18 protein-coding genes are annotated in these 20,470 nt (G+C 67.9%); 6 read left to right on the plus strand and 12 right to left on the minus strand.

The genetic code is table 11. The features are described from left to right. From ACW175_RS18595 to ACW175_RS18610, 4 genes are all read left to right on the plus strand, one after another. Positions 1–1,785, plus strand: a complete 1,785-nt coding sequence (locus tag ACW175_RS18595; RefSeq protein ID WP_492101472.1) for an AMP-binding protein — start codon at positions 1–3, stop codon at positions 1,783–1,785. 94 nt (positions 1,786–1,879) lie between these two features. Next, positions 1,880–2,689 (plus strand): DUF1295 domain-containing protein, encoded by an 810-nt coding sequence (locus tag ACW175_RS18600; RefSeq protein ID WP_492101473.1) that lies wholly within the window; start codon positions 1,880–1,882, stop codon positions 2,687–2,689. A 2-nt stretch (positions 2,690–2,691) separates the two neighbouring features. After that, on the plus strand, positions 2,692–3,633 hold the full coding sequence (locus tag ACW175_RS18605; RefSeq protein WP_492101474.1) for an NAD(P)H-dependent flavin oxidoreductase: 942 nt from the start codon (positions 2,692–2,694) through the stop codon (positions 3,631–3,633). Between the two features lie 59 nt (positions 3,634–3,692). Further along, positions 3,693–4,652: a winged helix-turn-helix transcriptional regulator gene (locus ACW175_RS18610; RefSeq protein ID WP_492101475.1), complete on the plus strand. Its 960-nt coding sequence runs from the start codon at positions 3,693–3,695 to the stop codon at positions 4,650–4,652. On the opposite strand, the gene ACW175_RS18615 is transcribed toward ACW175_RS18610, so the two are convergent. From ACW175_RS18615 to ACW175_RS18625, 3 genes are all read right to left on the minus strand, one after another. Further along, the gene (locus ACW175_RS18615) at positions 4,649–5,080 is read right to left on the minus strand and encodes a nuclear transport factor 2 family protein (protein WP_492101476.1); all 432 of its coding nucleotides are present in this window, start codon (positions 5,078–5,080) and stop codon (positions 4,649–4,651) included. The two genes, ACW175_RS18610 and ACW175_RS18615, sit on opposite strands and share 4 nt — an antisense overlap. A gap of 80 nt (positions 5,081–5,160) precedes the next feature. Next, complete coding sequence (locus ACW175_RS18620; RefSeq protein ID WP_492101477.1) at positions 5,161–5,592, minus strand: nuclear transport factor 2 family protein; 432 nt, start codon at positions 5,590–5,592, stop codon at positions 5,161–5,163. A 61-nt stretch (positions 5,593–5,653) separates the two neighbouring features. Further along, on the minus strand, positions 5,654–7,972 hold the full coding sequence (locus ACW175_RS18625; protein WP_492101478.1) for a TonB-dependent receptor: 2,319 nt from the start codon (positions 7,970–7,972) through the stop codon (positions 5,654–5,656). 451 nt (positions 7,973–8,423) lie between these two features. On the opposite strand from ACW175_RS18625, the gene ACW175_RS18630 reads away from it, so the two are divergent. Continuing rightward, positions 8,424–8,834 (plus strand): nuclear transport factor 2 family protein, encoded by a 411-nt coding sequence (locus ACW175_RS18630; protein ID WP_492101479.1) that lies wholly within the window; start codon positions 8,424–8,426, stop codon positions 8,832–8,834. Positions 8,835–8,910: 76 nt separating this feature from the next. Here ACW175_RS18630 and ACW175_RS18635 read toward each other — a convergent pair whose 3' ends face one another. From ACW175_RS18635 to ACW175_RS18645, 3 genes are read right to left on the minus strand one after another with little or no spacing between them, the layout of a single operon-like run. Further along, positions 8,911–9,312, minus strand: coding sequence for a nuclear transport factor 2 family protein (locus ACW175_RS18635; protein ID WP_492101480.1), 402 nt, complete (start codon positions 9,310–9,312; stop codon positions 8,911–8,913). Positions 9,313–9,321: 9 nt separating this feature from the next. Beyond that, positions 9,322–10,080: an SDR family oxidoreductase gene (locus ACW175_RS18640; protein WP_492101481.1), complete on the minus strand. Its 759-nt coding sequence runs from the start codon at positions 10,078–10,080 to the stop codon at positions 9,322–9,324. 25 nt (positions 10,081–10,105) lie between these two features. Further along, entirely contained in the window at positions 10,106–11,584 is a 1,479-nt protein-coding gene (locus ACW175_RS18645; protein WP_492101482.1) for a carotenoid oxygenase family protein, read from the minus strand. A gap of 123 nt (positions 11,585–11,707) precedes the next feature. Here ACW175_RS18645 and ACW175_RS18650 point away from each other — a divergent pair, with 123 nt between their 5' ends. Then, on the plus strand, positions 11,708–12,163 hold the full coding sequence (locus ACW175_RS18650; protein WP_492101483.1) for a nuclear transport factor 2 family protein: 456 nt from the start codon (positions 11,708–11,710) through the stop codon (positions 12,161–12,163). Between the two features lie 31 nt (positions 12,164–12,194). Here the strand turns inward: ACW175_RS18650 and ACW175_RS18655 are convergent, their stop codons facing one another. The 6 genes from ACW175_RS18655 to ACW175_RS18680 all read right to left on the minus strand — a co-directional run bounded on the left by ACW175_RS18655 (position 12,195) and on the right by ACW175_RS18680 (position 20,150). Beyond that, positions 12,195–13,403, minus strand: a complete 1,209-nt coding sequence (locus ACW175_RS18655) for an acetyl-CoA C-acyltransferase (protein WP_492101484.1) — start codon at positions 13,401–13,403, stop codon at positions 12,195–12,197. Positions 13,404–13,500: 97 nt separating this feature from the next. After that, positions 13,501–14,385: an alpha/beta hydrolase fold domain-containing protein gene (locus ACW175_RS18660; RefSeq protein ID WP_492101485.1), complete on the minus strand. Its 885-nt coding sequence runs from the start codon at positions 14,383–14,385 to the stop codon at positions 13,501–13,503. A gap of 14 nt (positions 14,386–14,399) precedes the next feature. Beyond that, on the minus strand, positions 14,400–15,152 hold the full coding sequence (locus tag ACW175_RS18665; RefSeq protein WP_492101486.1) for an SDR family NAD(P)-dependent oxidoreductase: 753 nt from the start codon (positions 15,150–15,152) through the stop codon (positions 14,400–14,402). Continuing rightward, positions 15,152–16,465: an MFS transporter gene (locus tag ACW175_RS18670; protein WP_492101487.1), complete on the minus strand. Its 1,314-nt coding sequence runs from the start codon at positions 16,463–16,465 to the stop codon at positions 15,152–15,154. Before ACW175_RS18670 ends, ACW175_RS18665 begins: the two co-directional genes overlap by 1 nt. Beyond that, positions 16,462–18,624, minus strand: coding sequence for an alginate lyase family protein (locus ACW175_RS18675; protein ID WP_492101488.1), 2,163 nt, complete (start codon positions 18,622–18,624; stop codon positions 16,462–16,464). Before ACW175_RS18675 ends, ACW175_RS18670 begins: the two co-directional genes overlap by 4 nt. A gap of 5 nt (positions 18,625–18,629) precedes the next feature. Beyond that, positions 18,630–20,150 carry a polysaccharide lyase 6 family protein gene (locus ACW175_RS18680; protein WP_492101489.1) on the minus strand — a complete coding sequence of 507 codons (1,521 nt, stop codon included), beginning with the start codon at positions 20,148–20,150 and terminating at the stop codon, positions 18,630–18,632. Positions 20,151–20,470 lie beyond the last annotated feature (320 nt).

Genomic DNA, 20,470 nt, shown 5'->3' on the forward strand with positions numbered 1-20,470 from the left:
ATGGACCAAGCCGTGCTCGACAAGACGCTGGCGCCGTTCCGCCCCGCCGAGCTGATGCCGATCGACCTGGACGTGACGCATCGCGACGACGGGGCGATCCTGATCGCCTCGCGCATCCCCCTGGCGGCGTACAACGCCAACCTGCCCGACGCCTTCGCCGAACGCGCGGCGACCAGCGGCGACAAGCCCGCCCTGGCCTTCCGCGAGGGCGAGGCCTGGCGCTACGTCTCCTATGCCGACCTCAAGCGCGACATGGACGCGGCGACCCAGTGGCTGCTCGGCGCGCCCGCGGGGCCGGTGCTGATCCTGGCGCCGAACACCGCCGCCTTCGCGGTGATGACCTTCGCGGCCCAGGCGTCGGGCCGCGCCGTCTGTCCGGTCAGCGTCACCTACGCCGCCCTGGGCGGGGACTTCGGCCGGCTGGCCCACGTCATCGCCAAGGTCCGGCCCGCCGTGATCTTCGCCGAGGACACCCGCGCCTGCGCCGCCGCGCTGGAACACCTGGACCTGGGCGAGGCGGTGATCATCACCACGACCCCGGCCGACCTCTCCAAGCCCTCGGTCGCCTATGCCGACCTGCTGGCCACGACTGCGACGCCCGCGGTGGCGGCCAGCATCGCGGCGCTGAAGCCCGACGACCGGGCCGCCCTGATGCTGACCTCCGGCTCGACCGGCCTGCCCAAGGTGGTGCCGATCACCTTCCGGAACCTGGCGGCCAACAGCATCCAGTGCCTGCAGACCATCGGCAAGGCGGCCGGCTGGGACAATGTCATGCTGGACTGGCTGCCCTGGCACCACGCGGCCGGGGCCTTTGTCCTGCGCGCCACCCTGCTGGAGGGGGGGACGCTGCATGTCGACGAGGGCAAGCCCGTGCCGGGCCTGTTCGACGCCTCGGTGCGGAACCTGCGCGACGTCTCGGTGCGCTACTTCAACAACGTGCCCCTAGGCTACGCCATGCTCGCCGACGCCCTGGAGCAGGACGGCGTGCTGCGGAAGACCTTCTTCAAGGACATGCGCCTGATGCTCTACGGCGGCGCCGGCCTGTCCCAGACGGTCTATGACCGCATCCAGGCCATGGCCGTGCGCGAGACCGGCCATAGGATCATGATGACCAGCGGATACGGCATGACCGAGACCGTCTCGGCCTTCATGGTCATCCACTTCGAGACCGACAAGGTGGGCCTGGGCCTGCCCGCGCCAGGTTCGCTGGTGAAGCTGTGGCCCGTCGGCGATCGCTACGAGGTCCGGGTCAAGGGTCCGCAGGTCACGGCCGGCTATCTGGACGAGCCGGAGAAGACGGCGGCGGCCTTCGACGACGAAGGCTTCTACCGCACCGGGGATCTGGCCCTGTTCCACGACCCCAGCGATCCCGCCCAAGGCCTGGTGTTCGCCGGCCGCGCGGCCGAGGAGTTCAAGTTGTCGAGCGGGACCTGGGTCTATGGCGGCGCCCTGCGCGACGGCCTGCTCAAGGCGCTGTCGCCGCATGTCACCGATCTCGTCCTGTGCGACGACGGCCGGCCCTGTCTGGGCGTGATGCTGTGGGCCAAGCCCGACGCGCCGCGCGCGCTTCTCGAAGAAGGCCTGGCGGTCTTCAATCGCAGCCAGTCCGGCGGCGCGGCCCGCGTGCGCCGGGCCCTGGTGCTGCGCGAACCGCCCAGCCCCAACGCCCACGAGATCTCGGACAAGGGCACTATCAACCGCCGCGCGGTCATCGACCGTCGGGCCGCCGAGGTCGACCGCCTGTTCGCGGACGATCCCGACGCCGAGGTGATGGTCGTTTCCTGACGCAACAGCGGCGCGCGGATCGGACCTCGCGCCGCCAATCACTTTCATAAAAAGATGACGATGCGCGCTGCGGCGCGCCGAACGGGGGAAGGCGATGCCTGACTATATTCTCATTCCGCTGGTGAATGCGGGGGTCATCCTGGCCGTGTTCGTGGCCGCCTGGGCCATCTGCGTGGCGATACGCGACGTCACGCCCGTCGACAGCCTGTGGGGCCTGGGCATGGGCGTCGTGGCGATCGCGACCTACCTGCAGACCGGCGGCGGCACCCAGCGGCGGATGGTCATGACCGGCCTCTGCGTCGCCTGGGCCCTGCGGCTGGGCGGCTACATGCTGTGGCGCTGGCGCGACCACGGCCCCGACGGCCGCTATGTGCGGATGCTGGCCAAGGCCAAGGAGGAGCGCGGCTGGGGCTTCGCCCACGCCGCCTTCCGCATGGTGTTCATGCTGCAGATGCCGCTGCTGTGGATGGTCTGCCTGCCCGTCCAGCTGGGCCAGATCGCCGACACGCCGACACAGCTGGGCGTCCTGGGCCTGGTCGGCGCGGGCCTGGCGCTGTTCGGCCTGCTGTTCGAGAGCCTGGCCGACTGGCAGCTGGTGCGGTTCAAGAAGACCCCCGAAAACGCCGGCAAGGTGATGGACAAGGGCCTGTGGCGCTACACCCGCCACCCCAACTACTTCGGCGACGCCTGCGTCTGGTGGGGCCTGTTCCTGATCGCGGCCGAGACGAAGCTAGGCCTGGTCTCGATCATCGGTCCAATCTGGCTGGTCTTCACCCTGACCCGCTGGAGCGGCGTCCCGACGGTCGAGGGCCGCATGCGCCGCCGCAAACCCGACTACGAGGACTATATGCGCCGCACGTCGGGCTTCTTCCCCTGGCCACCCAAGCCGGCCAAGGCGGACTGAGCATGACGCTTCCCGCGCATATCCTCGACCGCCTGAGGGTCCCGGCGATCGCCGCGCCGATGTTCCTGGTGTCGGGGACCGACATGGTGCTGGCCGCCTGCCGGGCCGGGATCATCGGCTCCTTCCCCGCCAACAACGCCCGCACCCTGGACGACCTCGACGCCTGGATGAGCCTGATCGGCCGCGAACTGCCGGCGGACGCGCCGCCCTGGGCGGTCAACATCATGGTCCACCGCTCCTACGCCCGGAAGGACGAGGAGCTGGAGCTGGTGCTCAAGCACCGGCCGCCGATCGTCATCACCGCCCTAGGCGCGCCCACCAGCGTGGTCGACGCGATCCACGGCTATGGCGGCCTGGTCTTCGCCGACGTCAACTCGCTGACCCACGCCGAGAAGGCGGCGGCGGCCGGCGTCGACGGCCTGATCCTGGTGGCGTCGGGCGCGGGCGGACACACCGGCCCGATCTCCGGCTTCGCCTTCGCCCCGGCCGTGCGCGAGATGTTCGACGGGACCATCGTCCTGGGCGGCGGCATCGGCAGCGGCCGCGCGATCCTGGCGGCCCGGGCGCTGGGGGCGGATCTCGCCTATCTCGGCACCCGCCTGATCGCCTGCGCCGAGAGCATGGCCCAACCGGAATACAAGCAGATGCTGATCGACTCGCGGGCCGAGGACATCGTCACCTCCGCGGCCCTGACCGGCATCCCGGCCAACTGGCTGCGGCAGAGCCTGCTGGCGGCCGGCCATGACCCGGCCTCCCTGACGGGCCGCGCCGAGATCCAGCTGAGGCGTCCCGAGGACTCGGCCAAGCGCTGGCGCGACGTCTGGGCGGCGGGCCATGGCGTCGGCGAGGTCAAGGCGATCGAGCCGCTGGCCGACATCGTCGCGTCCCTGGCCGCCGACTACGAACGCACCCGCGCGACGGTGGGCGCCGACCGACGAGCTTGATAGAGAGGGCGGCGCGATGGCTATCGACCTTCCGCCGCCCTCGCCAGATACGGGACCTCATGGCCGAAGACAGTCCGTCGGAAACGATCTCTCCGCGTCCGCTGAACCAGTTGGTGCAGGCCAATTCGGCCACCCGGGCCCTGAACGTGGTGGGGGATCGCTGGACGCTGATGATCCTCTATCTGGCCTTCCAGCGTGTCCGGCGGTTCGACGATTTCCAGGCGCGCATCGGCCTGGCGCGCAGCCTGCTGACCGACCGACTCAAGCGCCTGCAGGCCGCCGGCGTCATGGTTCGTACGCCCTATGCCGAGCGTTCGAACTGGTTCGAATACCGGCTGACCGAGATGGGCCGCGACCTCTATAGCGTCGCCCTCGCCATCATCGGCTGGGAGAAGCGCTGGTTCTATGATCCCGCCAATCCGGGCCACCGCCTGCGCCACAGCTGCGGGGCGGAGTTCACGCCGGTGCTGGCCTGCGGCCATTGCGGCGAAGCCCTGACGGTCCGCAACGTCATCGTCGAGCCAGGCCCTGGCGCCGGCTACGAGCCCTCGGCGCCGCCGCGCGCCCAGCGCCGGTCGATCGTCCCGTCGGAGGGGCTGAACAAGGGCAATCCGATGCTGGACCGCGCCTTCCAGGTGCTGGGCGACCGCTGGACCAGCCACGTGATCGCCTCGGCCTTCGCCGGCCGGCGGCGGTTCGGCGACTTCCAGGAGGCGCTGGCCATCGCCCCGAACATCCTGACCGACCGCCTGGGGCGGCTGGTCGAGCTGGGCATCCTGCAGCGGGAGCTCTACCAGACCCGGCCCGAGCGCTGGGAGTACCGCCTGACCGATGAGGGCAAGGACCTGCACCCGCTGATCATTGAGCTGAACCGCTGGGGCGACCGCTGGCTGGCGACCGAGGCCGGACCGCCCACGCTGATGCGGCACCGCACCTGCGGCGCCGTGCTCGATCCGCGCATGACCTGCGACCAGTGCGGCGGGCCGGCGGACCTGACGACCGTCCGGCCTCCCGCCTAACGAGCCACCGGTCGGCCGATCATTTCCTTGACCTCGGCCGAGAACGGCTCGCCGTTCTTCATCGCCAGGCTGAGGCGGCCGTCGAAATATTCGCGCCACTCGCAGACCTTGTCGCCCCTGAACTCCAGGCTGCCGGCATAGGGAATGGCGATGTGCTCGCCGGTGTGGAACCAGAACTCGTCGACGCCTTCCATGAACAGGCGATGGCCGTTCTCGGCATGATCGAAGATGCGCCAGTGGTTGGTCTTGATCTTCGCCGCCATGGCCACGAGCACTTCCCGCATGGCCGCCTTGCCGCGGATCGCCGGGGCGAAGCCGCCCGAGTTGCGCCAGATGATGTCGTCGGTGACGTGGACCAGCACGCCCTCGACGTCCTGACGACGCCAGGCCGCGATGATGGCTTCCAGGACCGGGTAGAGACGGGCCATGCCTGCGGCCTCCGCTGAAGTGATGGGAAGAAGGGCCAGGGCCGCGCCCAGGCCCACGAGATCGCGTCGCGCCAGGCCGCTCATCCGACCGACGCCCGGCCGATCAGCGCCTCCACCTGAGCGGTGAACGGCTCGCCGGCCTTCTGTTGGGCGATGACGGCCAGATCCACATAGTCGCGCCAGCCGGAGATCAGCCCGTCGCGGAAGTCGAGGACGCCGGCATAGGGCACGGCCATACGTTTGCCGTCGGTCGTGCGGTAGTCGTCCACGCCTTCGAGGAAGAGGCGGTCGAGCGTCTCGGCGTGGTTGAAGATCCGCCACTGGATGTCGTGCATGTCGCTCTGGAACTTCACGAGCAGCTTGCGCGCCGCCGCCTTGCCCTTGATCGGCGGCAAGCCCGGCGCGGCATAGTGCCAGACGATGTCGTCGGCCATGTAGCTCAGCACCTTGTCGACATCCTTGGCCTGCCAGGCGGAGATGACTTCGGTCAAACGGGAGTACAGCGCGCCCATCGGCCCCTCGTGAAAAGAAAGCGCCGGACAGCCCAAAGGCCGCCGGCGCCTGGATAGGGAGTTAGAACTTGGTGGAGAGCTCGACGCCGAAGGTGCGCGGCGTGCCGAACGACGACACCGCATCGCCCAGGATGTCGATGATGTTGGTGCGGTAGACCTTGTCCGTCAGGTTACGCCCCCAGACCGAGACAGCCCAGGGCTTCTCGGCTGGCGACAGGCTGATGCGGCCATCCAGCAGACCGTAGGGCTGTTCGTACTGGACCGTGTCCGGGGCCCAGAACATCTTGCCCTGCTTCTTGTAGGCCAGCTTGAAGTGCAGCGCGTCCTCGAGCCCGAAGGCCGCGGTCGTGTATTCGGCGCTGGCCGACAGCTGGTACTTCGGCGTCCGCTGCATGAAGTTGCCATTGTACGAGATCTTGGTCACCGGATCGACGAAGTCGGTGTACTTGGCGTCGAGGATCGAGCCGCCCAGCGCCAGGCGCAGACCCCGCATCGGCGCGATCTGGAACTCCGACTCCACGCCCTTGATCTCGGCGGCGCCGGCGTTGGAAATCACGTTGCACAGGCAGGTGCCGTCGGTGCGCTGCACCTGCAGGTCGGTGTAGTCCATGAAGAACACCGAGGTGTTCCACCGCGCGCGGCGGTCTAGGAATTCCCACTTGTAGCCGGCTTCGTAGTTGGTGACCGACTCTGGCCGATAGGGTTGTTGCGCGGCGAAGGCGTTGGGCGCGTCGTTCTGGAAGCCGCCGCCCTTGAAGCCCACCGAAACCGTGGCATAGGCCATGAAGTCGTCGTTCGGCGTCCAGGTCAGGGTGGCCTGGGGGGTGACCTTCGACCACTTCTGGGCATAGGGCGTGAAGAAGCCGTTGGCGTCGGTCAGCGGGGTCAGCGGGACCTTGTCGTTGGGGTTAAGCTTGTCGCCCAGAGCGATGGCCCTGCCCTCCTGGGTGCCGCTCTTCTTGTCGCGCGTGTAGCGGACGCCAGCTTCCAGTTTCACCGTGTCGGTGAACTTGTAGCCGAGCTGAGCGAAGACGGCGATGTCGCGGTTCAGACCGTGGTCATCCCAGTAGCTCTCGCCCGACAGCGAAGGCAGGACCGTGCTTTCGCCCCAGAAGCGGTTGGTCTGGCGCACCTTGTTGTGCAGGTAGAAGCCGCCGACGATCCAGTCGAAGCGGCTGTTGTCGTAGTGCGAGGTCAGGCGCACTTCCTGGGTGAACTGGGCGATGTCCTCGACGAAGTTCACCGGCTCGGCGAACAGCAGCGGGGTGATGACGCCGTAGCCGTTGCTCGGACCGACGCCCGACTGATCGTACAGCGTGAACGCCTGGCCGCCGCGATAGCCGGTCACCGAGGTGAAGCCGACATCCGGGAAGATGTCCTTGTCGACCTTCAGGATGAAGCTGGCCGACTCGTGCTGGACGCGCTGGCGGGTCGGGGCGGCGTCGCCCTTGAATTGCGGCCACATCGGCAGGCTCTCACGGATGGAGAGGCCGCCGCGCAAGGCGGCGATGGCCAGGCGAGCCTTGTACCAGGGCGCGAAGCACTGGGCCGCCGTGGTGCAGGTCGTCTCGCCCATGCCGACGCGGTTGGGGCCGTTGCTGGTGTCCCAGTTGTAGTCGGCGATGAAGCGCACACGCAGGTCGCTGCCCTCGGGCTTGTAGAGCAGCTGGCCGCGGATCTGCTTGGAGTCCAGGTTCTCCAGATCGACGTCGTGCAGGATGTCCTTGGCGTAGCCGGAGTGGTTTATCGTCTGGAACGACAGGCGGCCCGCCAGGTTGCTGGTGATCGGACCGGTCACGTGGCCGGTCGTCTGTTGCAGATTGTAGTTGCCGAAAGTCACGGCGACCTGGCCGCTGTAGTCGAATTGCGGCGAGGCCGAGATGACGCTGATGGCGCCGCCGGCGACGTTCTTGCCCAGCACCACGCCCTGCGGACCGCGGATCAGCTCGACCCGGTCGATGTCGTAGAAGGACGTGTTCAGGTTGCCCGAGCGACTGACATAGACGTCATCGACGAAGGTCGAGACCGATTGGTCGGCGGTCGGCGCCGACAGGCGGGTGTTGACCACCCCGCGGATGTTCAGCTCCAGCGCCTGGGGCGAGTTCTGGGTGAAGGACAGGCCGACCGTGGCGTGCCCCAGGTCCTCGGAGTTCATGATCTTGTCGCGCGCCAGGGTCTCGCCGCCGACGGCCGAGATCGAAAGCGGCGCCTGCTGCAGGTTCACTTCGCGCTTTTGCGCGGTGACGAGCAGTTCCTCGAGGGTGTTCTGCGGCGCGGTCTGATCGGCCGCGGCGGCGAGCGCGGGCGCGGCCAAACCGACGCCCGCGATACCGACGCCGGCGACCAACGCGATGATGGAAGCGGATCTCTTGAGATGCATGTCATTCCTCCCCGGGGACCTGCGCCGATCGATCGGTCTTGGAGTCCCTTGTGTTGATGACCGGGCAAGCCCGGGTGGTTGCGGCTCGAGGGGGTGTTGCGCTGCGGGGGCGGTGTCGTGCTCGCGACGGCCGAGGCCTTCTGGCATTCGCTTGCATAACAGAAAGACATCGACCGGATCACGGGGTCGCGGCGATCAGCACGACGACATCGTGAAAGCCCCTGTGAAGCGCTTCCCTCTCCTGTTTCAAGGCTCTTGAACGGCCTATGCGCCGAGAATTGATCTTTTAGTCTCGTAACGCAAGTGTCTATTTTTGGAGGCCAGAACCACCGCGTTCGCCCCAAGCTCGGGGTCGACAGGCGCACGCGCCTGACATTAAGTACGGTTATGAAAGTTCAAAAGAACAACGCCGGCTCCGGTCAAGCTTGGAGCCGATTTCAGGGAGAGAACCATGCTGAGCAATGAACAGAAGATCGCGCGCGGCCTTGAGATGGCCGACGCCTGGAAGCGCATGGACTGGCGCGGAATCGCCGACATGTTCACGCCCGACGGCGTTCTGCACTCGATGATGGTCGAACCCATCGTCGGGCGCGAAGCGATCCATGCCCGCGTCTCCGCGCTGGGCGACGGGCTCGAGCGGATCGAGCTGAAGATCCATCACATCGGCGTCGTGGACGGCCTGCTGTTCATGGAGCGCAGCGACGAATTCACGATCCGGGGAAGGTTCGGCTCGGCTCCTGTGGTCGGGATCCTCGAATTCGAAGGCGACCTGATCAAGGTCTGGCGCGAGTACTACGACCGCGCCCACCTGCTGAAGGCCATGGGCCTGGTCCAGGATTTCGACCAAGCCGGTCGCCACTAGCGCGACACAAAAAGGGCGGGCCCCGCGAAGGACCCGCCCCAGTCTCGCGGCGGTAGGAACGGCCGCGGATTTGTCGTCAGCGACCGAACGGCCGCAGGGCCGCCGACTTGGCCGAGTCCAGATATTCGTCGAGCCGCGTGATCAGGCCGTTCTCGATCTTGATGACCACGCAGGCGTCCATCGCCCAGCGCTCGCCATTGGGCAGGGTGGCCTCCAGCACGTGCTGCTGCACGAAGCCGTCGGGCAGCGCCTCGACGCGCAGGACGCGATAGTGGCGGTCAGGCAGGGTCTTCACGAACCAGGCCAGCACCTTGAGGTTCTGGTCGACGGTCTGCTCGATATTGTCGGTGTTGTGCCACAGCTTGGCGTCGGGCGCGTAGAAGGCCCGGACGGCTTCACCATCCCCGTCCTGGATGGCGGCGACGAAGCGCTTGGCGAAATCCACGTAGTCCATTCTTGGGGTGTCGGGCTTGGACATGAACGCTCCTCAGCGGCCAGTGGTGACGCGCTCGCCCGCCAGGGAGCGTCGCATTTGAAGTTCGAAGCCCTTCGGATCGCGCGCCAGGTTGGCGCGCACGTCGATGGCCATGAAATCGGTGTCCACCTCGTCGGCCTTGCGCTTGATGGCCTTCAGGCCGGCCTCGGCGATGGTCGCGGGCGTCTCCTTGAAGCCCTCGACATGGCTGGCCATCCGCGTGTCGACAGAGCCGACGATCAGGGCGACGACATTGGTGTTCCGAGGGGCCAACTCAGCGCGCAGGCAGGTGCTCATCGCCCGCGCCGCGAACTTGGACGGGCTGTAGCCGCCCATGCCCGGCACCGCCACGAGGCCGCCGGCAGACAGTACGTTGACGATCGTGCTCTCCGGGCTCTTGGCCAGGATCGGCGCGAAGGCGCGGCTCATGCCCAGGGGGCCGAAGTAGTTGACCTCCATCTCCAGGCGCGCGGTCTCCAGATCGGGCGCCTTGAGCAGGGTTTGCATGCCGAACTGGCCGGCGTTGTTGACCAGGATCGTGACGTCCTGGCATTGCGCCGCGGCGGCGGTGATCGTCTCCGGCTTGGTGACGTCCAGCGCGATGGCCACGACCTTGCCGCCGGCCTCATCGACCAGATGCTGGGCGCTGGCGACGTCACGCGCCCCGACATAGACCTTGGCCGCCCCCGCGGCGACGAAGGCCCGCACGAAGGCCTCGCCGATGCCGCGGTTGCCGCCGGTCACCAGCGCGACGCTGTTCTTGATATCCATCTCAGACTCCTGGATCTCGGCGCGTTCAGGCGGCGCTGACGCCGTCGCGGATGAAGGCCCGATCGGCCCAGACGCTATGGGTTCCGCTGGACAGCTTGTGCGGCAGGGCGATCCGGACGACCGGCCCCTCCTCGAAGCGCTTGCAGTCGATCAGCACGCATTCGGAGGTCTGCTTGTTCTCGTCGATGATAAAGCTGACGAGATAGCCGTCGTCCTCGTCCACGGCGCCGATGCGCGGCACGAACGGCGACTCGCTGGCGTAGCGCCCCTCCGGCAGGTTCACGCTCCAGGACTCGCCGGTCTCCAGGTCGTGCTTGACGAAGCCCGTGAACAGGAACCAGCCGGGCTTGGCGGTTGTGGAATAGGCGTAGCGATAGGGCCTGCCGGCGTAGCGCTGGTTGAACATGCCGAACTCGAGGATCCGCTCGTCCAGATGCTTCTCGGTCGTCTCGCCGGTCTTCAGGTTGAAGCGCCAGCGGTGCAGCCTGGGCCGGAACGACTGCTCGTCCAGGAACGCCATCAGGTGGCCCATGCCCTCGGGCGCGTCGGCCAGCGGCGGCGGGGTCGGATCCTCCTGGAAATAGCCGTCCATGACGATCTCGTCGCCGTCCTCATAGGCGTTGAGGAAGTGCAGGATGTAGGTCGGCGCGGCCTCGAACCAGCGGATCTCGTCCGAGCGCCCGTAGCGCGGGATGATCCCGAACCGCGACGGCAGGTCCCGGTGGAACCGCGTGGCGTGGATGTTGCGCTTCAGCAGTTCCTGGTCCCAGAAGACCGGCAGATCGTTGAGGATCGAATAGTTGGTCGTGAAGACCATGTCGTGCGGCAGGCGCGGACCGGGCAGGTCGATCGGCACGTAGTGGGTCGTCTTGCCGTGCCGGTCGACCACACCGTAGTGCATGTAGGGCGCGTGCTTGGAGTAGTTGAAGAACAGGAGCTCGCCAGTGGCCTCGTCGATCTTCGGGTGGGCCGAGACGCCGTCCAGCGGCCCCCAGCTGGCCACCCCGCCCTGCTCCAGGGTTTCCGGATCCAGCCAGTAGGCCTCGCCGCACTGGTAGAAGGTCGAGACGATCTTGCCGCCGTGCACGACGACGTCGGTGGACGAGGCGTCCTTCATGCCGCCATGGCAGCCAAAGCCAGGACGGGTCGAGACGCCTGGACCATCCATTAGCCCGCCCCATAGCGAACCGCCGGCCTCCTGCTCGGCCTGGAAGCCGCGCGTGCGCACGAAGCGGTTACGGTACTCGGCGCGCCCTTCGCGCAGGCTGATCATATGGACCATGCCGTCGCCGTCGAACGGGTGATAGCGGCCCAGCGGTCGGTGGACCGGGTTCTCGGTGTTGCGGATGTAGACGCCGTCGATGTCCGTCGGGATCGCGCCCTCCAGCACGGTCAGGTCGGTGGCGTTGACCTCTTCGTGCTGCGGCGTCCACGGCCCGGACATGTAGGGGTGATTGCTTTGCCCAAGCGTCGTCAGAACGGGGGGCAGGCGCTCCAGCTTCATCGAGACTCTCCCTGCTTCAAAGACGACGTGACCGCGCCTCTTGCCACGACCCTAGCACCATGGTCTTGTTATGCAAGTAATGTCGTAGCGTCATCCGGCGCATAAAAATCTCGGGAGGAAATCATGAAGATCGCAAGCATGGTCGCGTCGCTGACGCTCGCCCTGGCCATTGCGTCCCCGGCCTACGCGCAGGACACCGACGCCAGCCGCCTGGCGGTGGCGCGCGACATGATCGCGGCCTGGAAGCACGCCGACTGGCGCAAGGTCGCGGACCTGTTCGCCGAGGACGGCACGCTGAAGTCGATGATGGTCGCGCCGGTCAAGGGCCGGACGGCGATCTACGATCGCATCGCCGCCCTGGGCAAGGGCGCGCCCGACGGCGTCACCCTGGACATCGCCCACATGGGGATCATCGACAATCTGGTGTTCATGGAGCGCACCGACCGGTTCGTCTATAACGGCCATCCCGGCGCGGTCCCGGTGGTCGGCGTGCTGGACATCAAGGACGGCAAGATCGTGGAGTGGCGCGAGTACTATGACCGCGCCAGCCTGGAGAAGGCGCTGAAGGGCGAACCCTGAAGCGCGGGCGGGCGCGGGGCCGCCCCCGCGCCTACCCTGCCCGCTCGAGAACCATGGCCGCGCCGACCCCGACGCCGCCCGTGGCCACCACCAGACCGGTCTCGGCGTCGAACTGGGCCATGTCATCCAGCAGGGTCGTGGTCAGGATCGCCCCGGTCGCCCCCATCGGATGGCCCATCGCCAGGTGCCCGCCATTGGGATTGAGACGCTCCGGATCAAAGCCGAAGTCGCGCTCGAACAGCACGGGCACGGCGGCGAAGGCTTCCATATATTCCGTCACCCCGACCTCGCCGAGGGCCATGCCCGCCCGGTCCAGCGCCTTGCCCATCGCGACCGGACCGGCCGTCAGCTGCAGGACGTGATCGGCGGCCGCCTCGCCCAGGGCGCGGATCCGGGCGACCGGCGTCAGCCCCAGCCGTCGGCCCGCCGCCTTCGAGCCCAGCAGCACCAGCGCCGCGCCGTCCGAGATCGGCGGGCAGTGGGCGATGGTGTGCAGATGCTCGACCTTCGCGAGCTCCGGGAAGCTGGTCAGCAGGATGTCGTCATAGCCCTCGGCGCCCGTGGCGGCGAATACCGGCCCAAAGCGCTCCAGCGGCTTGCCGTCGCCGAAGTCGCGGATGTTCTCGTCTCGATCCAGGGCCACCGTCTCGTCCGGGTTCAGGATCGGCACGACCCGATTGTCATAGCGGCCTTCGCGCCAGGCGGCGGCGGCCCTCTGGTGGGACTTGAGGACGGCGGCGTCCAGCGCGGCCCGCGTCAGGCCCTCGCGCGTCGCCAGCAGATCCGCCGCGAGCCCGACGGGCGCCCAGCCCATCCGCCGGGCCAAATCCATGTCGCTATAGAAGTCGGCCTGATCGGCCAGGAACGGCGCTTGGGACATCGACTCCGCGCCCCCCGCCAGCGCCAGGTCGACCTCGCCGGCAGCGATGCGCCGCGCCGCGTCCGCGATGGCCGACAGGCCCGAGACGCAGAAATTGTTGATCGTCAGGCACGACATCGCGTCCGGCAGCCCCGCCTGGATCCGCGACGCCAGCGCCAGATGGCCGCCCTGCGCGCCGAACTGCGTCACGCAGCCCAGGGTGAAATGCCCGGCTGCGTGGACCGCCTCGCGACCGTTCCTCGCCTCCAGCGCCCGCACGAGTTGCGCGATCAGCCCCGCCGGCGACACCCCAGCCAGCGAACCGTCCGGACGCCCCTTGCCGCGCGGCGTGCGCACCGCGTCGAAGATGTAGACGTCCATCCAGCCCTCCCGGGAAGTGAGTATTCGTTTAAAAGTCTTTTTAACGAAGTGACCCAGATTCCGGAAGAAAGCAATCCTGCCGCGAGGGGACGCTGACCTACCGCGCGCCGACCACGCCGTTGGCGGCCAGGAACGCCAAGGCCTCGCGCTCGATCCTGTCCTGCTCCTCCTTGGGGAACTTGCCGTGCACGCCGCCCGGCACGGTGTGGAGGCGGTTCGCAACGCCGGCCTTGTCCAGGTCCGCCTTCAAGGCCAGCGAAGCCTCGTAGGGCACGGTGGGATCAGCATCGCCGTGGGCGATGAACACCGGCGGCTGGTGCCTGCGCACATAGGTCGCCGGCGACATCGTCGTCCACAGCGCCTCCGGCCCGCCGCCGATCCACCGTGCGGTCGACGGGCTCCTGAAGGCGCCGGGAAGGTGGGCGCCCAGGTGATAGGGTCCATAGAAGTCGAGGATGGCCGGCACGGTCGGCTGATCACGGCAGGCCGGCAGGTCGATGTCGTTGGCCTTGGGCAGCATGCCGGCCATCAAGGCCAGGTGACCGCCGGCCGAGGTGCCGTAGGGCACGACGCGCCGGGCGTCGAAGCCGTAGGTCTTGGCGTTGGCCTTCACCCACGACAGGGCGCAGCGAACGTCCTGCACCGCCGCTGGCGCCGTTGCGACGTCGCTCAGGCGATACTCGACCGTGACCACCGAGAAGCCCGCCGCCAGATAGGCGCGAAAACCGCCCCACCCCGCCGGCTTCTCGCCCTTCCACCACGCGCCGCCGTGGATATAGACCAGGACCGGACGCGGTCCCTTGAAGGCGGTGTTGCGATAGACGTCGAGATGCAGATCCTTGCCGCTGGCCTGCAGGTAGACGACGTCCTTGGTCGCCTCCGGGGCCTGGACCGAGACCGGCGGCGCGGAGTCGGCCGGGACCTGGGCGGCGACGGGCGCCGCGCTCAGCAGGACGATGGAGGCAAGAGCTTTGGCGATCATCGAGGCCTCTCCCATCAGCTCATCAACAGGCCGCCGTTGATGTCCAGGCAGACCCCCGTGAGGAAGCTGGACTCGTCGCTGGCCAGATAGGCCACCGCGTCGGCGATCTCGGGCGCGCGGCCCTCACGGCGCAGCGGCGTGCTGGCCGCGACGCGCGCGCGGACCTCGTCCTTGGAGAAGGTGTCGTGGAAGGTGGTGCCGATCATGCCGGGGCACAGGGCGTTCACGCGAATGCCGTTCGGGCCAAGCTCCTTGGCCATGGCCTTGGTGAAGGTCATGATAGCGCCCTTGGCCGTGGCATAGGCCGTGGCGCCGGGGCCGCCGCCGTCCTTGCCCGCCTGCGAGGACAGGTTCACGATCGCCGAGCCGGCGGCCATGTGCGGGACGGCCGCCTTGGTGGTCAGGAACACGGAGTTCAGGTTCAGGTGCATGACATGGTCGAAGAAGGCCTCGTCCATCTCGTCCAGCGTCTTGCGGGCGACCATGCCGCCGGCGACGTTGACCAGGGCGCCGATGGGACCGCCGAAGGTCGACAGGGCCGCGTCGACCAAGGCCTGGACGTCGCTCGCCGAGGTCATGTCGCCCTTCAGGATCATCGCGCGGCCGCCCGCCGCTTCGATTTCGGCCAGGGTCGCCTTGGCGCCCTCCTCGCTGCCGAAATAGTTGATGGCGACATGGGCCCCTTCGGCCGCCAGCTTCAGCGACACGGCCTTGCCGATATCGCGCGCGCCGCCGGTGACGATGACGGTCTTGTTGGTGAGGCGCATCAGGAATTCACTCCGTTGGTAGTGCGGGCCGCGAGGGCGGGATCGACGAGGCGTTCGCCTCGGCCGCCCAAGAGCCAGATGGACAGGATGGAAAGCGGAACCAGGCTGGCGCCCATGATGAAGACCGGGGCGTAGCTGACCTTGGTGGCGACCGGGACGATCCAGGTGGTGATCAGAACCCCGGCCACGGCGGCGGTGCCGCTGATCCCGGCCAGGGAGCCGACCGAACGGCCCGGCAGGTAGTCGCTGGGCAGGGTCTGGATGTTGTTGATGGCGATCTGGAAGCCGAACAGGATCACGGCGATCAGCAGCACCGCGTGCAGCGGCGTGGAGGCGCCGACGGTCAACAGCAGGGCCGGCAGCATGAAAGCGCCGCCCAGGGTCATCGCCCACATGCGAGCCTTGACGGGACGCCAGCCGCGACCGATCAGCCAGCCGGAAATCCAGCCGCCGAACAGGCTGCCGGCCGCCGCGCCCACATAGGGAACCCAGCCGAACAGGCCGATCTGCTTGATGTCGAAGCCGAACCGCTCGGCCAGATAGATCGGCAGCCACGAGACGAACAGCCACCAGACCGGGTCGATGAAGAAGCGGGCCAGGATCAGGCCCCAGGCCTCGCGGTGGCGCAGCAAGCCCACCCAGCTGGGCCTGTAGTCGACCTCGGTCTGGCCCGAGGTCGGACGCTGGCCCGTGAGGATGTGCTCTCGCTCATCGTCCGACAGCCAGGGGTGATCCTCGGGCGCGGCGCGGCAGATGATCGCCCACGGCACGACCCAGATGACGCCCAGCAGCCCGATGACCAGGAAGGTCGCGCGCCAGCCGAAGCTCAGGAACAGCCAGGCGATCAGCGGCGCCGAGATGATCGCCCCGACCGAGGCGCCGGCGTTGAAGATGCCCTGGGCGAAGGCCCGCTCGCGGACCGGAAACCACTCGGCATTGGCCTTGGCGGCGCCGGGCCAGTTGCCGGCCTCGCTGACGCCCAGGGCCGCGCGCAGCACGCCCAGCGTCAGGATCGACCGCGCGACCGAGTGCAGCGCGATCGAGGCCGACCAGGCCAGGATCGACAGCATGAAGCCGACCCGCGTGCCCAGCGCGTCGAAGATCTTGCCGAAGATCGTCTGGCCGGCCGCGTAGGACAGCATGAAGCAGGTCAGGATGAGCGCGTACTCTTCCTTGCCGACGCCCATGTCCTTGGAGATTTGCGGCCACATCACCGCCAGGGCGTTGCGGTCGATATAGTTGATCACCGTGGCCAGGCCGACCATGCCGACGATCAGCCAGCGAAGGCCCTTGAACTTGGTCTCGCGGCTCATTGGGCAGGCCCCGCCAGGCCGGAGAATCCGGTCCAGGCATAGGCGCCGCCGGAGGTCGTGACCCGGTGGCGCTTGGCGGGATCGGGATCCCAGGAGACGCCGATCGCCAGCGTCTTGCCGGAGTTCAGGCGGATGAGGACGAGGTCAGCGCCGTTCTCCGACACGCGCTCGACGGCCTTGACCGAGGCGATGGTGTCGCGGGCGTATTCCTCGGCGGCGCTGTAGGCGCCGTGCGGCTCCAGCACCCCGGCCAGCGTGAAGCTGTCCTTGTCGTCGCCGCGCAGGATGAAGGCCCGCTCGTTGCGGAGGTTGTAGTTGGGGTCGTTGGCGCCCAGCTCGGTCAGGACCACCTGATCGACGTCGCTGGAGGCGAAGACGTAGTCATAGAACCGCCCCCGGTCGAACCAGGAGACGCGCGCCCCGTCCTTCACCGACGCCCGGCCGCGATCCCACAGGTGCTGATAGCCGTTGGCCTTGCCTAGCGGCTTCAGTTCGCTGGTCCCGCCCTGGACCTTCAGGCCGGAGTCGACGATCTGGCCGTCATAGTGCAGCGGCAGGTCGAAGCGGTGCTTGCCCGCCCCCTCCGCGCGGACCAGATCCAGGACGATCGGACGCCCGACCTCCGGCCGGTCGATCAGCGCCATGGCGCGGCGATAGCGCACGCCGGGCCAGGCGTCGTCGATGCTGGCGGCGGTCATCTGGACGCCGTCCTTGGCGTCGAAGGCCAGAAGCGTCGGCCAGTGGGCCTCGCCTGTGTCGGTGTTGGCGCCGAACTGGCTCTTCTCGTCGACCACCAGGGTGTTGTGGGCGACCGTCTGCCGCGCCCAGCTGTCATTCTCGGGGAGGTAGCGGCCGCCGGCCTTGGCCTCGACGTTCAGGAACCGCGCCGAGCCGTAGTCGGTCACGACCTCCTGGCCGGCGTCGTAGAACATCCAGGACAGCTTGTCGAAATGGCCGTGCCCCATGCCCTGGGACGTCGCCTTGAAGACCAGGGCCTGGCCCTTGGGGTTGGGACCCGAGCGCAGCACGACCAGCGCGCCCTTGTCGCCCTTGGCCCCGTCGCGCAGCTTGATCGAGGCGAACGGGAACGGCCTCGCCTCGCCGCGCGCGATGGCGGCGGCGACCTCGCGGCCTTCGGGGCTCAAAACCACCGAGCCTTGCTGGATGGCGATCGACAGCAGGGCCGGATCCTTGGTCGCGGCATAGGTCACCGCCACGCCGTGGACCAGCTCGGGGGTGTCGATCCCCTTGTCCTTGATGGCGTCGTTGATCGGGAACAGCAGCCCGCCGTAGCTCTCTTGAATCGTGGCGTAGACGGCCTTGCGCAGCACGCCATCGCGGTAGTCGAGGATCTTGCGCGACGGGTCGTGGCGCTGGATCGACTGGGCCAGCAGCAGGAACGGCGACAGGGCGTAGCGCTGATAGTACGGCCCCTCGGCATAGTAGCCGTCGGGCGAGAACAGCTCCTGCAGCTGCTTGTAGAAGCCTGACTTGCCCGAGCCATCCAAGCCGTACAGGGCCTGCTTGACCAGGCCCTGGTCGCCGATCGCGTAGCCGGTCATGCCGACCGCCGCCAGCGCCCAGGTGCCATGGTTGTGGATGCTGTCGAAGGTCTTGGCCGAGCCGGTCGACAGGAACGCCGCCATCGGCCGGAACACGCTGGCCTCGATGGTCGCGCGGTCGGCGGCCGGGATGGCGTCCATCACCGCCTCATAGCCTTGGATCGAGTTCACCAGCCAGACGCTGTCGTTCAGCACCTGCCAGAACAGCCTGCCCGGAGCCTGGTTGGCGCGCTTGGGGTGCGGCGGCAGGGACGGGTAGAGCTTGGCGTAGTCCAGCAGAACACGCCGCACCAGGTCGGCATAGGCCTTGTCGCCGGTCTGCCGGTACAGCATCCCCGCCTCGTAGATCAGGCGGTAGTTGTCCTTGTGCCGCTCGTGAGTGTAGCCCCCGCCAGCGTCGACCGGGACCGGCACGTCGATGGTCTTCTTGAGCTGTGGATCCACGAAGGCCTTGCTCTTGGCCAGGGTGGCGGCGAACAGCGGCGGGACCTGGGCCGAAGCGGCCGGCGTCGGCTTGGGCGGCGTCGCGGCGGCGGCCTGGCCGGCCAGAGCCAGGATCGCGAGGCCGGCGAAAAGGTGAACGCGGAAATTTGACATCTGACCTACTTGCGCTGATCCACGATCTCGAGCGCCGCGCCGGTGTTGCCGGCCTCGCTGAGATCGGGCTTGCCGACGTGGAGGGTGACGCGAGCCGGAGCCGCGCGTTCGAAGAGGGTCTTGCGATCGATATGGCCGCTGTCGAGCGCAACGGTCCGGTCGCCCTTCGGATACCAGGCCACGCCGGTCTCCTCGCGCGCCAGCAGCCTGACCGGCGCCTTTAGGCCAAGGGCCTTGCGCGCGGCGGCGTCGGGGTAGACGCGGCCATCCGGCAGGGTCTCGCGACCGATCGCCTTGGCCTCGAAGCCCGAGGCGCCGGTCGGCGGCGCGACCCCGTCGACCTTGTTGCCGCTGAAGGTCAGACCGTCGATCGGCGACAGGGCCATGAAGATCGCCTCGCCGCCCGCACCGAGGAAGACGTTGCCCGACAGCACGCTTCGCGCCGGCGGCAGGGTGCGCTCCTGGTCCGCGCCGGCCCCGAAGACCACCGCCCTTACGTCGACGAAGATGTTGTTCTCGATGCGGGCGTCCAGCACCTGATTATAGCGGTTCAGCGGCGAGTTCGGGACGCCGTTCATCAGCACCAGGGCTCCGGTGAAGCCGTCGCCGCGCAGGTCCTGGAAGTAGTTGTTACGCACCGTCTGGTTGGCGTTGATCACGCGCACGCCGCCGGTATGGGCCACCCCGCCGCCCAGGAAGACATTGTCCTCGACCAGGGCGCCGTCGCCGTGGCGCAGCACCAGCGATCCCTGCGAGCGAACGAAGACGTTGCGGCGATAGACATTGCCGCCGGACTTGTTCGAGACGATCTCGACCTCGCCGCTGCAGCCTTCGAAATAGTTGTCCTCGACCACGGTCAGGGATTGGGTGCGCGAGAACTGACTGGTCCCGACCCGGATCGTCTCGCCGCCATTCGACCCCAGCGGGGGTCGCGGGCCGAAATAGTTGTGGTCGATGCGGTGATGATTTCGCTGACTCTGGGGCGAGCTCAGCACCACGGCCAGGGTCACGCCGTTGTTCAGCTTGCCTTGCAGATGATTGTGATCGACGCGGTTGTTCTGGCCGTAGAGGCCGATCCAATAGTCCGAGGCGGCGCGGTCGGGCTTGTTGAACCCGTCGATCACCGTCTCGGTGACGCGGGAGTCGAACGCCAGCGCCTCGCTGTCCTGGCGAAACGCGATGACCTCGGACGACGGACTGAAGCCGTCCTTGAAGGTCAGGCCCGAGACGACCAGGTATCGGCCGGCGATGCGCAGGTTCGACTTGCCGGAGATCACGACCTTGCCCGGCGTCTGGGCGCGCAGCGTGATCGGCTTGGCCACCGCGCCCTGGCCGGTGAACACCATCTCGAAATCGCGCCAGACGCCGTTGGCCAACACCACCGAGTCGCCGGGGGCCGATGCCCGCACCGCCGCCGTGAACGCTTCCGGCGTGCGCACCAGGCGCTCGGCCGCATAGGCGTGAACGGAGCCGGCCAGGGCGCCGAGGCCCAGCAGAGCGGCGAGGCTCGAGCGCAGGTCTGCCAATCGATGTCCTCCCGCCCGAAGCTGTGATCGCTTCCTTCGTCCCGCCCAAACATCGCCGCGCGACGTGCGCCTTCGAGGCAACGGGACATCCATAGCCGACCATCTGAGCGATAAGCTGTCAACCAATTTGTCGACCAATTTCAGCGCTCAGCTTCCGAACCCGCCTAAAGGCATGATTTTTCAGCGCGCGCAACCTGGGCAGCGCAAGGGCTTGCTGGCCTTGGAGCGACGCTTCCCGGCAGAGGCAAGCCCCACGCCATTCGGGCTCGGCAAAGACAGGCCCTAGCAAAACGGCATGATGGGGAGTTGACATTCCCGCT

Source organism: Caulobacter sp. FV1ye6ST, assembly GCF_058681225.1.

What these genes read in the sequence shown, in the direction of transcription:
- ACW175_RS18655 (WP_492101484.1), bottom strand. Translation starts at nt 13,403, where the DNA reads ATGGACGTCTACATCTTCGACGCGGTGCGCACGCCGCGCGGCAAGGGG.
- ACW175_RS18605 (WP_492101474.1), top strand. Translation starts at nt 2,692, where the DNA reads ATGACGCTTCCCGCGCATATCCTCGACCGCCTGAGGGTCCCGGCGATC.
- ACW175_RS18650 (WP_492101483.1), top strand. Translation starts at nt 11,708, where the DNA reads ATGAAGATCGCAAGCATGGTCGCGTCGCTGACGCTCGCCCTGGCCATT.
- ACW175_RS18595 (WP_492101472.1), top strand. Translation starts at nt 1, where the DNA reads ATGGACCAAGCCGTGCTCGACAAGACGCTGGCGCCGTTCCGCCCCGCC.
- ACW175_RS18600 (WP_492101473.1), top strand. Translation starts at nt 1,880, where the DNA reads ATGCCTGACTATATTCTCATTCCGCTGGTGAATGCGGGGGTCATCCTG.
- ACW175_RS18665 (WP_492101486.1), bottom strand. Translation starts at nt 15,152, where the DNA reads ATGCGCCTCACCAACAAGACCGTCATCGTCACCGGCGGCGCGCGCGAT.
- ACW175_RS18620 (WP_492101477.1), bottom strand. Translation starts at nt 5,592, where the DNA reads ATGGGCGCGCTGTACTCCCGTTTGACCGAAGTCATCTCCGCCTGGCAG.
- ACW175_RS18630 (WP_492101479.1), top strand. Translation starts at nt 8,424, where the DNA reads ATGCTGAGCAATGAACAGAAGATCGCGCGCGGCCTTGAGATGGCCGAC.
- ACW175_RS18675 (WP_492101488.1), bottom strand. Translation starts at nt 18,624, where the DNA reads ATGTCAAATTTCCGCGTTCACCTTTTCGCCGGCCTCGCGATCCTGGCT.
- ACW175_RS18660 (WP_492101485.1), bottom strand. Translation starts at nt 14,385, where the DNA reads ATGATCGCCAAAGCTCTTGCCTCCATCGTCCTGCTGAGCGCGGCGCCC.
- ACW175_RS18610 (WP_492101475.1), top strand. Translation starts at nt 3,693, where the DNA reads ATGGCCGAAGACAGTCCGTCGGAAACGATCTCTCCGCGTCCGCTGAAC.
- ACW175_RS18645 (WP_492101482.1), bottom strand. Translation starts at nt 11,584, where the DNA reads ATGAAGCTGGAGCGCCTGCCCCCCGTTCTGACGACGCTTGGGCAAAGC.
- ACW175_RS18625 (WP_492101478.1), bottom strand. Translation starts at nt 7,972, where the DNA reads ATGCATCTCAAGAGATCCGCTTCCATCATCGCGTTGGTCGCCGGCGTC.
- ACW175_RS18670 (WP_492101487.1), bottom strand. Translation starts at nt 16,465, where the DNA reads ATGAGCCGCGAGACCAAGTTCAAGGGCCTTCGCTGGCTGATCGTCGGC.
- ACW175_RS18635 (WP_492101480.1), bottom strand. Translation starts at nt 9,312, where the DNA reads ATGTCCAAGCCCGACACCCCAAGAATGGACTACGTGGATTTCGCCAAG.
- ACW175_RS18615 (WP_492101476.1), bottom strand. Translation starts at nt 5,080, where the DNA reads ATGGCCCGTCTCTACCCGGTCCTGGAAGCCATCATCGCGGCCTGGCGT.
- ACW175_RS18640 (WP_492101481.1), bottom strand. Translation starts at nt 10,080, where the DNA reads ATGGATATCAAGAACAGCGTCGCGCTGGTGACCGGCGGCAACCGCGGC.